The organism is Variovorax sp. RCC_210, assembly GCF_041355175.1.
In the GTDB taxonomy this organism is placed as follows: domain Bacteria; phylum Pseudomonadota; class Gammaproteobacteria; order Burkholderiales; family Burkholderiaceae_C; genus Variovorax.
Map to the genome: position 1 here is coordinate 142,179 of NZ_JBFUPJ010000018.1, position 11,116 is coordinate 153,294.

General features: G+C 70.0%; 11 protein-coding genes. 8 read left to right on the forward strand and 3 right to left on the reverse strand.

Features of this window, described 5'->3' with window-relative positions; translation table 11 throughout:
- The first annotated feature begins 105 nt into the window (after positions 1-105).
- Complete coding sequence (locus tag AB6807_RS34470) at positions 106-1,002, forward strand: DMT family transporter (RefSeq protein WP_116910811.1); 897 nt, start codon at positions 106-108, stop codon at positions 1,000-1,002.
- A gap of 47 nt (positions 1,003-1,049) precedes the next feature.
- On the opposite strand, the gene AB6807_RS34475 is transcribed toward AB6807_RS34470, so the two are convergent.
- The gene (locus AB6807_RS34475) at positions 1,050-2,096 is read right to left on the reverse strand and encodes a molybdopterin-binding oxidoreductase (protein WP_371088065.1); all 1,047 of its coding nucleotides are present in this window, start codon (positions 2,094-2,096) and stop codon (positions 1,050-1,052) included.
- Between the two features lie 245 nt (positions 2,097-2,341).
- Between AB6807_RS34475 and msrB the strand changes: the two genes are divergently transcribed.
- Complete coding sequence (gene msrB, locus AB6807_RS34480) at positions 2,342-2,863, forward strand: peptide-methionine (R)-S-oxide reductase MsrB (protein ID WP_116910615.1); 522 nt, start codon at positions 2,342-2,344, stop codon at positions 2,861-2,863.
- A 2-nt stretch (positions 2,864-2,865) separates the two neighbouring features.
- Here msrB and AB6807_RS34485 read toward each other — a convergent pair whose 3' ends face one another.
- Positions 2,866-3,855, reverse strand: coding sequence for a cupin domain-containing protein (locus AB6807_RS34485; RefSeq protein ID WP_371088066.1), 990 nt, complete (start codon positions 3,853-3,855; stop codon positions 2,866-2,868).
- Positions 3,856-3,967: 112 nt separating this feature from the next.
- Between AB6807_RS34485 and tehA the strand changes: the two genes are divergently transcribed.
- The 6 genes from tehA to AB6807_RS34515 all read left to right on the forward strand — a co-directional run bounded on the left by tehA (position 3,968) and on the right by AB6807_RS34515 (position 10,124).
- Positions 3,968-4,933: a dicarboxylate transporter/tellurite-resistance protein TehA gene (tehA, locus tag AB6807_RS34490; RefSeq protein ID WP_371088067.1), complete on the forward strand. Its 966-nt coding sequence runs from the start codon at positions 3,968-3,970 to the stop codon at positions 4,931-4,933.
- Between the two features lie 73 nt (positions 4,934-5,006).
- Positions 5,007-5,927 carry a cysteine synthase A gene (gene cysK, locus AB6807_RS34495; RefSeq protein ID WP_371088068.1) on the forward strand — a complete coding sequence of 307 codons (921 nt, stop codon included), beginning with the start codon at positions 5,007-5,009 and terminating at the stop codon, positions 5,925-5,927.
- Positions 5,928-6,028: 101 nt separating this feature from the next.
- Entirely contained in the window at positions 6,029-7,708 is a 1,680-nt protein-coding gene (locus AB6807_RS34500) for an NAD(P)/FAD-dependent oxidoreductase (protein ID WP_371088069.1), read from the forward strand.
- Between the two features lie 8 nt (positions 7,709-7,716).
- Positions 7,717-8,283 (forward strand): VUT family protein, encoded by a 567-nt coding sequence (locus tag AB6807_RS34505; RefSeq protein WP_371088098.1) that lies wholly within the window; start codon positions 7,717-7,719, stop codon positions 8,281-8,283.
- Positions 8,284-8,307: 24 nt separating this feature from the next.
- Entirely contained in the window at positions 8,308-8,931 is a 624-nt protein-coding gene (locus tag AB6807_RS34510) for a flavin reductase family protein (RefSeq protein ID WP_286516896.1), read from the forward strand.
- Between the two features lie 65 nt (positions 8,932-8,996).
- Positions 8,997-10,124 carry a ProQ/FinO family protein gene (locus AB6807_RS34515; RefSeq protein WP_371088070.1) on the forward strand — a complete coding sequence of 376 codons (1,128 nt, stop codon included), beginning with the start codon at positions 8,997-8,999 and terminating at the stop codon, positions 10,122-10,124.
- Between the two features lie 81 nt (positions 10,125-10,205).
- On the opposite strand, the gene htpX is transcribed toward AB6807_RS34515, so the two are convergent.
- Positions 10,206-11,081 carry a protease HtpX gene (gene htpX, locus AB6807_RS34520; protein WP_116910623.1) on the reverse strand — a complete coding sequence of 292 codons (876 nt, stop codon included), beginning with the start codon at positions 11,079-11,081 and terminating at the stop codon, positions 10,206-10,208.
- Between the last annotated feature and the right edge of the window lie 35 nt (positions 11,082-11,116).

Sequence of the window (11,116 nt, forward strand, 5' to 3'; positions counted from 1 at the left end):
CGGTTGAAAGCGTCCGGATCGCCGGACGATATGTCCTGATTCAGCTATATGCCGCAGGACAGACGCACCGATGATAGCCACGTACCCCGAAGAAAGCTCCCCGTCATGTGGCCCTACGCCTTCCCCCTGCTCGCCATCGTCATCTGGTCGGGCAACACCGTCGTCAGCAAGATGGCCGCCGGCGCCATCGCGCCCGCCGAGATCAGCTTCTACCGCTGGCTGCTGGCCGCCCTGCTCTTCACGCCCCTGGCATTGCGCCCGGTGCTGCGCAACTGGAGCGCGATTCGCCCGCAGCTGGGCCGCATCGCCGTGCTCGGGCTGCTGGGCATGGTGGTCTACCAGAGCCTGGCCTACTACGCGGCCTACCTCACCACGGCCACGCACATGGGCATCATCGGCTCGCTCACGCCGATGATGGTGTTGGCGCTGTCGATCGCGCTGCTGGGCCAGCGGCTCACGGCCGGCGCGGTGGCGGGCTCGCTGGTGTCGATCGCGGGCGTGGCGGTGGTGGTGTCTTCGGGCGACCTGGGCACGCTGCTGAAGACCGGCGCGAACCTGGGCGACGGCCTGATGCTGCTGGCCATGCTGGCGTACGCCGTCTACGTGATCCTGCTCAAGCGCTGGGGCATGAAGAACGTGCCCGCGCTGCAGCTGCTGTACCTGCAGATCGTGTGCGCCGTGATCGTGCTGCTGCCGCTGTACCTGCTCTCGCCGAAAACGGGCCTCTCGGCGGCCAACCTGCCGCTGGTCGGCTTCGCCGGGCTGGGCGCCTCGATGGTCGCGCCGCTGCTGTGGATGCACACGGTGGCGCACATCGGCCCCAGCCGCGCGAGCATGTTCTTCAACCTGATTCCGCTGTTCACCGCGCTGATCGCCGCCGCGGTGATCGGCGAATCGCTGGCGGCGTACCACGCGGTCGGCGGCGTGCTGACGGTGGCGGGCGTGCTGCTGGCGGAGCTGTGGAAGGCGCCGCTGCGGCGCCGGCGCGCCGTGCCGGCGTGAATAACGTGAACGGCCTGAACGGCTGAGCGGCCTGACCGGCGTGATGCTCAGGGGCTGATCGTCGAGAACACCTCGATGGCGATCACGTTCGACACCGATCGCCCCTGCTTCACCTCGCCCGGCACCACCAGCCGCGCGAAGCCGGTGGTGGTGAGGTCGACGCCGTTCATCTGGTAGGCGACCATCGCCGCCTTGCCGCCGAAGCCGGGGTCGATCTCGCCCAGCGACAGCACGGCCCGGTAGCCGTCGCTGCCGGTCACCACGGCGTACATGCCGAGCGTGGCGTTCTTGGGCGTGGTGGGCAGGCCCAGGCCGTTCAGCAGCGACCACAGGCTGACGCCGCTGTACACGTTGCCGCCCACCGTCACATCGGGCGACGCCGTGAGGCCCTTCAGGTCCGCGGCCGTGAAGCTCTTCGCGGTGCCCACCTTGCCGGACACGGCGAACGAGGCCGACACCCCGCCGCCCACGCCCGCCGCGGTCGCGGGCGCGGCGGCCACGTCGAGCCGCACCAGGTTCGACACGTAGCGCCCGCCCTTCACGTCGCCCGGCGCCGTCACGCGGAACGGGCCGTCCGCAGTACCCAGCGGGGCCGAGGCGCCGCCGGTGGTCTCCGCGTAGGCGACCACGCTCGGCTTGTTGCCGAAGTCGGGGCTGAGCTCGCCGAGCGCGAACACCACCTTGTAGCCGTCGGCGCCCGTGGCCAGCAGGTAGCGGCCGAGCACGTCGTTCTTGCGCGCGACATCGAGCTGCAGGCCGGCGTCGCTCAGCAGCGGCCACAGGCCGGCGCCGGTGTAGGTGTGCACCTGGGCGCCGCTGCCGCTGGAGAAATTGACGGTCTGCGTAATGGGCGTGCGCGCCGCGAGATCGGCCTCGGTGAGCGCGGCCGGCCGGTCGATGGCGCCGTCGAGCTGGACGGATGGCGCCGGGGGCGCGGGGGGCGGGGGCGGTGGTGGGGGCGGCGGGGGCGGCGGTGAGGCCGGCACCGGCGCAGGCGCCGGCACCAGCGGAATGAACACCGCGCCGTTGTCGCTTCCGCCCCCGCCGCATCCGGCAAGCACGAGCGCGGCCACGCCGCAAGCAAGACCTTTCAAGCCTCTGGACCCATCCATATCCAAGTCTCCATCCTCGATGTATTCAATTCGACACAGCGACATGCGTTCTCGAAGTGCTTTTCCGCTGCTGTAACCCGCCGCCCGTCCGGCCCGAATTAGCAGAAGCAACGCCGTCGCGGATTTGCCCGACCGCCCTCTCGCGGCCGACCGGCGAATGTACATCGTTGTATCCATCAAAACATATCAAAAACGATATTCCGCCCACCACCGACCGAAGGCCTGTCATGACCCCGAAAACTGGACGCCGCTTTGCCATTGCCGCCGGAACCTCGACCCTTGGGCTGGCCATTGCCCAATCGCTGGGGCTGCTCGGCTGGAGTTCCCGGCCGGCGCAGGCCGCGGAGAACGAGACCTTCGCGGTCACCCACACCGAGGCCGAATGGCGCAAGCTGCTCGACGCCAACCAGTTCGACGTGCTGCGCCGGGAAGGCACCGAGCGGCCTTACACCAGCCCGCTGAACGACGAGCACCGCAGCGGGCGCTTCGCGTGCGCGGGCTGCGCGCTGGAATTGTTCACCTCTGCCACCAAGTTCGACAGCCACACCGGCTGGCCCAGCTTCTGGAAGCCGCTGGACAACGCCGTCGGCGAGCACACCGACCGCTCCTTCGGCATGGCGCGCACGGAGGTGCATTGCAGCCGTTGCGGCGGCCACCTGGGCCATGTGTTCGACGACGGGCCCAAGCCCACCGGCCTGCGCTACTGCATGAACGGCGTGGCGATGAAGTTCACGCCGGGCGCGGCCTAGCTTTATTGCGCGGGGACCGCAGCGCCCGCAGTGCTTGCCGCGCCTGAAGAGGCGCGGCGGAAGCGCCCCGGCGTCACGCCCGCATGGCGCGTGAACGCGCGGTTGAACGCGGCCTCCGAGCGGTAGCCGACCGCCTCGCCGACCGAAGCGGTGTCCTGCACGCCCTGCGCCAGCATCCGCGACGCGAGCTCCATGCGCAGCGTGGTCAGCAACGCCAGCGGCGCGGTGCCCGTGCGCCGCGCGAACTCGCGCGCGAAGGTGGCGCGCGACATATGGCAGCGCTCGGCCAGGGAGGCCACGGTCCACGCCTGGCCGGGGTGCGCGAGCATGGCCTCCAGCCCGGCGGCCAGCCGCGGGCTGGCCATCAGCCCGAGCACGCCCGCGAGCGCCGGCCGTGTCTCGAGGTGCGCGCGCACCGCCAGCGTGAACAGCGTGCCCGACAGCTCCGCCACGATGGCCTGCGCGCCCGGGCGCTGCTGCTCGATCTCGTGCGCCATGAGCCGCACCAGCGCCTCCAGCCACGGCGATTCGGGGCGACCGGCGAACGGCACCACCAGCGGTTCGGGCAATGCCTCGCGCAAGGCGCTGCGCCGCTGGCCCGGAAACTCGAACTCGCCGCACAGGATGTCGGTGTCGGCCTTCGCGGGCTGGCGCAGGTTGGTCTTGAGGTCGACCAGCGCGCCGCGCCGCAGCCGGACCGCGGGCTGGCCTTCTTGTACTTCCCCTGCTTGCAGTTCGGCGTCGCGCCCGACGGAACGCAGCACATGCGCCGAGCCCCTCGGCAAGATCACCAGGCTGCCCTCTTCCAGCGGCACCAGCGTGCGGCTCGCCGGCAGCCACAGTTCGCAGCGCCCGCGCAGCACGATGTGAAAGGGCGCGCGCCACGGGCCGATGGGCGCATGCGGTGCCGCCCAGTCCTGCCCGAACAGGCAGCGCAGGTCCATGCGGCCGCGCGGGGCGAGCCAGCCGACGAGTTCGCTCAAGGGGTCCATGGCACGAAAGCTCCAGGTGAGACGATGAAGCAATTTTCAGCTTTTATACAGCATTCAAAATACCACCGCGCAAGCCTACAGTGCATTCACCGACTTCCACGAGGTGAACCGAATGACTTCCGCCCGCGCCCCTATCCCGGTGTCCTTCTTCGGCATTGCCGTCGGCGTGCTGGCGCTCGGCAACGCCTGGCGCGTGGCCACGCCGCTGTGGCACCTGCCGCCGGACATCGCCGTTGCCGTCACCTGGCTCGGCCTTGCCGCATGGCTCGCGTTGCTGGCGCTGTACGCCCGCAAGTGGCTGCGCCATGCGGTCGATGCGCGCGCCGAAATGAACCACCCGGTGCAGTCGTCGTTCGCCGCGCTGGGGCCGGTGGCCAGCATGCTCGCGGCGATGGCGCTGCTGCCGTACGCGCCGCACCTGGCGCTGGCGGTGTTCGTGGCGTCCGTCGCCGCGCAGCTCGCACTCGGGCTGTGGCTCTACGGGCGCCTGTGGCAAGGCGGGCGCAAGCCCGAGCTGGTCACGCCCGCGCTCTACCTGCCCGCGGTGGCGCAGAACTTCGTCGCCGGCACGGCGGCCGCCACCTTCGGCTGGCCGCACCTGGGCGTGCTGTTCTTCGGCGCGGGGCTGTTCCTGTGGCTCGCGATCGAGTCTCTGGTGCTGGGCCGCGCGGCCGTGCAGGGGCCCTTGCCCGAGGCGCTGCGCCCGGTGCTCGGCATCCAGCTGGCGCCGCCGGTGGTCGGCGGCGTGGCGTACATGAGCATCAACGGCGGCGCGCCCGACCTGTTCGCGCAGATCCTGCTGGGCTACGGCCTGTACCAGGCGCTGCTGCTCCTGCGCCTGCTGCCGTGGATTGCCAGGCAGCCGTTCACGGCTTCGTACTGGGCCTTCAGCTTCGGCGCGGCGGCGCTCCCCACGCTGGCGATGCGGCTGCTGGCCAGCGGCGCCGCGGGGCCGGTCGAATGGCTCGCGCCGGTGCTGTTCGTGGCGGCCAACGTCTTCATCGGCCTGCTGGTGCTCAAGACGCTGGCGCTGGCGGCGCGCGGCAGCCTGTTGCCGGCCGCAACACCCTTGCGCTGAAAGCGTCGCGGGCTGGTCTCACAATGCGCGCTGTCCGTCTGACACAACGCATCGACACAAGGAGATTGCATCCATGAAGGCCCAGAACATCCTCCAGACCATCGGCAACACGCCGCACATCCGCATCAACCGGCTGTTCGGCAATGCGAAGCAGCAGGTGTGGATCAAGTCCGAGCGCGCCAACCCCGGCGGCTCCATCAAGGACCGCATCGCGCTGTCGATGGTGGAAGACGCCGAGAAGAGCGGCGCGCTGAAGCCCGGCGGCACCATCGTGGAGCCCACCTCGGGCAACACCGGCATCGGCCTGGCGATGGTGGCGGCGGTGAAGGGCTACAAGCTGATCCTGGTGATGCCCGACAGCATGTCCATCGAACGCCGCCGCCTCATGCTGGCCTACGGCGCCACCTTCGACCTGACGCCGCGCGCCAACGGCATGAAGGGCTCCATCGCCCGCGCCGAGGAAATCGTGGCCGGCACGCCCGGCGCGTGGATGCCGCAGCAGTTCAACAACCCCGCCAACGTCGAGGTGCACGTGCGCACCACGGCCGAGGAGATCGCGGCCGACTTCCCCGACGGCATCGACGTGCTCATCACCGGCGTGGGCACGGGCGGCCACATCACCGGCGTGGCGCGGGTGCTGAAGAAGAAGTGGCCCAGGCTGCAGGTGTTCGCCGTGGAGCCGGTGGCCTCGCCCGTGATCTCCGGCGGCGCACCGGCACCGCACCCCATCCAGGGCATTGGCGCGGGCTTCATTCCGGAGAACCTCGACACCTCGCTGCTCGACGGCGTGCTGCAGGTCGACGCCGAGCCGGCGCGCGAAATGGCGCGCCGCTGCGCGCAGGAAGAAGGCATGCTGGTGGGCATCTCTTCGGGCGCCACGCTCGCGGCCATCGCGCAGAAGCTGCCTTCGCTGGCACCCGACGCGGTGGTGCTGGGCTTCAACTACGACACCGGCGAGCGCTATCTTTCGGTCGAAGGCTTCCTGCCGGCCTGACAGCCCGTTACAGGGGCTTCCCACAGCTATCGCTTTCATAGCGCCTTCGGCGCTTAAAATGCCCGGCCTGCTTGATAACCACAAGCCCTACGCCGCTCCCCATGCTGAGAATCTCCGAACTCAAACTCCCGCTCGACCACGCGCCCGACGCGCTGGCCGCACTGATCGCCAGGACGCTCGGCGTCCCGCCCGAAGCGATCGCCTCCCACACCGTCTACAAGCGCAGCTTCGACGCGCGCAAGGTCGACCTGCTCACGGTCTACATCTGCGACGTGGCGCTGGCCGATGCAACGCTGGAGGCCGCCCTGCTCGCGAAGCACGCTGGCCACCCGCACATCCAGAACGCGCCCGACATGCGCTACACGCCGCCCGCCGATGCGCCCGAAGGCACGGCGCGCCCGGTGGTCATCGGCTTCGGCCCCTGCGGCATCTTCGCGGCGCTGATGCTCGCGAAGATGGGCTTCAGGCCCATCGTGCTCGAACGCGGCAAGACCGTGCGCCAGCGCACCCGCGACACCTGGGGCCTGTGGCGCAAGAGCACGCTCAACCCCGAGTCGAACGTGCAGTTCGGCGAAGGGGGCGCCGGCACCTTCTCGGACGGCAAGCTGTACAGCCAGATCAAGGACCCGCGCTTCCTCGGCCGCAAGGTGATGGAAGAGTTCGTCAAGGCCGGCGCGCCGCCTGAAATTTTGTACGTCGCGCATCCGCACATCGGCACCTTCAAGCTGGTGAAGGTGGTGGAGAACATCCGCGAGCAGATCGTGGCGCTGGGCGGCGAGATTCGCTTCGAGCAGCGCGTGACCGACGTGCACATCGAAGACGGCCCCAACGGCAAGCGCTTGCGCGGCCTCACGGTGCTCGACCAGGCCACGGGCCACAGCAGCGAGCTGCGCGCCGACCACGTGGTGATGGCGCTGGGCCACAGCTCGCGCGACACCTTCGAGATGCTGCACGCGCGCGGCGTGCACATCGAGGCCAAGCCCTTCTCCATCGGCTTTCGCGTGGAGCACCCGCAGGGCCTCATCGACCGCGCGCGCTGGGGCCGCCATGCGGGCCACCCGCTGCTGGGCGCGGCCGACTACAAGCTGGTGCACCACGCGAGCAACGGCCGCTCGGTGTACAGCTTCTGCATGTGCCCCGGCGGCACCGTGGTCGCGGCCACCAGCGAGCCGGGCCGCGTGGTCACCAACGGCATGAGCCAGTACTCGCGCAACGAGCGCAACGCCAACGCGGGCATCGTGGTGGGCATCGACCCGAAGGACTTCCCGGGCTGGGCCGCCGATGCACCGGGCGACGCCCTGGCCGGCATCGCCTTGCAGCGCGAACTCGAAAGCAACGCCTACGTGCTCGGCGGCAGCAACTACCACGCGCCCGGCCAGCTCGTGGGCGACTTCGTGGCGGGCAGGCCTTCCACCGCGCTCGGCAGCGTGACCCCGTCGTACAAGCCCGGCGTGACGCCGACCGACCTGCACCAGGCGCTGCCGGCCTACGCCATCGAGGCCATGCGCGAGGCCTTTCCCGCCTTCGGCCGCAAGATCAAGGGCTTCGACACGCACGACGCGGTGCTCACCGGGGTGGAAACGCGCACGTCTTCGCCGATCCGCATCACGCGCGGCGACGACTTCCAGAGCCTCAACGTGCGCGGGCTGTACCCCGCCGGCGAAGGCGCCAGCTACGCGGGCGGCATCCTGTCGGCCGGCGTGGACGGCATCAAGGTGGCCGAGGCCGTGGCGCATGCCGTGCTGGCCGCGTCCGAACGCGAACGCACCGCGAGCGCCTGATGCCAGCCATGCACGCCCTGCGCTTCGAGCGCCCCACGCTCGGCCATTTCATCGCCGCCACGCTGGCCATGGCCGCGGTGGTGCTGGCCTCCAACATCCTGGTGCAGTTCGCGCTCAACGACTGGCTCACCTGGGGCGCCTTCACCTACCCGGTGGCCTACCTGGTCAGCGACTTGGTCAACCGGCGCTTCGGCCCCGGCATGGCGCGGCGCGTGGCGTGGGTGGGCTTTGCGGTGGCCGTGGGCGTGTCGCTGCTGCTGGCGCCGGCACGCATCGCGGCGGCCTCGGGGCTGGCCTTCATCGCCTCGCAGCTGCTCGACATCGGCGTGTTCGACCGGCTGCGCCGCGGCCTCTGGTGGCGCGCGCCGCTGGTCGCCACGGTGATTGCCGCGGTGCTCGACAGCATCGTGTTCTGGGGCATCGCCTTCGCGGGCACCGAGGGCCCGTGGCTCACCTGGGCGCTCGGCGACCTCGCGGTGAAGCTGGCCGTGGGCGTGCTGATGCTGCTGCCGTTCCGGCTGCTGATCGGGCGGCAAGCCGCTCGCCCGGCCCACCCTTCGGCCCTCGGCCACTGAGCCACAGAGCCCCGGAGAACAACGATGGCGAACACCGACTTTCACTTCTACGAACCCGCCCACGGCCACGGCCTGCCGCACGACCCGTTCAACGCGATGGTCGGGCCGCGCCCCATCGGCTGGATCTCGTCGCAGGACGCGAACGGCGTGCTCAACCTGGCGCCGTACAGCTTCTTCAACGCCTTCAACTACACGCCGCCCATCGTCGGCTTCGCGAGCATCGGCGCCAAGGACAGCCTGCACAACATCCGCCAGACGCGCGAGTTCGGCTGGAACCTGGCGACCCGGCCGCTGGCCGAGCAGATGAACCGCTCGTGCGCGGCCGTGCCGCCCGAGGTGAACGAGTTCGAGCTCGCGGGGCTCACCACCGCCGCCTCGAAGACCATCGCGGTGCCGCGCGTGGCCGAGAGCCCCGTGTCCTTCGAATGCAGGCTCACGCAGATCGTGCAGCTCGAGGGCGTCAACGGCGTGCCCGTGCCCACCTGGCTGGTGCTGGGCGAAGTGGTGGGCGTGCACATTGCCCGCCACCTGCTGAAAGACGGCATCTACGACACCGCCGCGGCGCAGCCGATATTGCGTGGCGGCGGCCCTGCAGACTATTTCGAAGTCAGCCCCGACAATCTCTTCAAGATGTTCCGGCCGCGCTGAAGGCGCGCCACCGGACTTCATTTCTTTCCTCCTTCATTCATCGCGCCCCTTGCCGCGCCCCCCGCATGACCGACGCTTCCACCGCCACCCCGAAGACGAACGCGCGCCCGCCCCGGCGCCAGCAACTGGACATGGCCGATCAGCTGAAGCAGCTGCAGGCCGGCCCCGATGCGGGCACGGGCGCGAACGCCGACGCGGGCGCTCCCGCGCAGCAGGCGCGTGAACCCCGCGAAGCCCGCGAATCGCGCGGACCCCGTGAACCTCGCCCGCCCCGCCAGAACAACCAGGGCGGCGGCAACCAGCGCCCGCAACGGCAGCAACAGCCGCGCCGGCAGGGCGAAGGCCAGCCGCAGGGCCAACGCCCGGCTCAAGGCCAGGGCCAGGGCCGCGATCAGGCCCAGGCGCAACCCCAGCGCACGCCGCGCAAGGTCAGCCCCGCGCTCGAGCGCCTGTTCGAGCTGTACCCGCAGCTGTTCGGCGCGCGCTTCCTGCCGCTGAAGCTCGGCGTGTACGAGGAATTGCTCGCGCGCCATCCCGAAGACTTCAAGGCCGAAGACCTGAAGATCGCCATGGGCCAGCACGCGCGCTCCACGCGCTACCTGGAAGCCGTGGCCGCCGGCCTGGCGCGCCACGACCTCGACGGCAACGCGCTCGACCCGGTCGCGCCCGAGCATGTGCACCACGCCATCCTGGAGCTGCACCGCCGCCGCCTGCAGCGCGCCAACGGCGAAGACCTGCGCCCGCAACTGGTCGCGCGCATCGCCAAGGCCGTCGAGGCCTCCGGCCTGGACCGCGAAGCCTATGCGGTGCTGGTGCGTTCGCGCGACGAGAACAACAACGCCGTGGTCGACGAAGCCCTGGCCGAACTCGCCCAGCAGGCCGCCAAGCGCGAAGCGCTGCTGCGCGCTTTCGAGGCCAGCGGCCGCAGCGAGCAGGAGTTCGCCGACATGTACGGCATGAAGCACGGCGACGTGACGCGCACGCTGCAACGCGCGCGCAAGGACCGCGAGGCGCCAGCGCCTGCCGCACCGGCACCTGCATCGACACCGGCACCGGAAGCCGACGCAACGCCTGCCGAGACGCAGGCCGTTGAAGCGACGACCGATGCAACCGAAACGCAGGCAGCCCCCGAGCAAGCGCCCACGGCAGCGGCCGAAACGCCTGCATCGCCCGACACTCCCGCCGCGAACTGAGCACGCCGCAGACGAAAAAAGCCGCCACAGCGATGTGGCGGCTTTTTTCATGGCGCCGCGGAACCGCCGCGGCTTGCCGTGTCAGCGTTGCGCGTTCTGCAGCGCCGCGATGCGTTCCTCGATGGGCGGATGGGTCGCGAACAGCTGGCCCATCTTGCCCGTGATGCCCATGGCTTCCACCGCCTTCGGCAGCTCGCCGGCCGGCAGGCCGCCCAGGCGCGCCAGCGCGTTGATCATCGGCTGCTTCTGGCCCATGAGCGCGGCGGCGCCGGCGTCGGCGCGGAACTCGCGGTGGCGCGAGAACCAGGCCACCACCATCGCGGCGGCGAAGCCGAGCACGATGTCCAGCACGATGGTGCTCACGTAGTAGCCGATGCCCGGGCCCGACGAGCGGTCGTCGCCGCGGCGCAGGAAGCTGTCGACCGCATAGCCGATCACGCGCGACAGGAACACCACGAAGGTGTTCATCACGCCCTGGATGAGCGTCATGGTCACCATGTCGCCGTTGGCGATGTGGGCCACCTCGTGGCCGATGACGGCCTCGACCTCTTCGCGCGTCATGTTCTGCAGCAGCCCAGTGGACACCGCCACCAGCGACGAATTCTTGAACGCGCCGGTCGCGAAGGCGTTGGGCTCGCCCTCGAAGATGCCGACCTCGGGCATGCCGATGCCGGCCTTGTCGGCGAACTTGCGCACGGTGCCGACGATCCAGGCCTCGTCGGGCGTCTGGGGGTTGTCGATCATGTGCAGGCCGCTGGTCCACTTGGCCATCGGCTTGCTGATGAGCAGCGAGATGATCGCGCCGCCGAAGCCCATCACCAGCGCGAAGCCGAGCAGCGCGCCCAGGTTCAGCCCGTTGGCCGTCAGGAAGCGATTGACGCCCAGCAGGCTGGCGACCACGCCCAGCACAGCGACCACCATCACGTTGGTCAGGACGAACAGAAGGATACGTTTCAAGTTGAATTCTCCGTGGGGAAACCTGCCACCCAGAT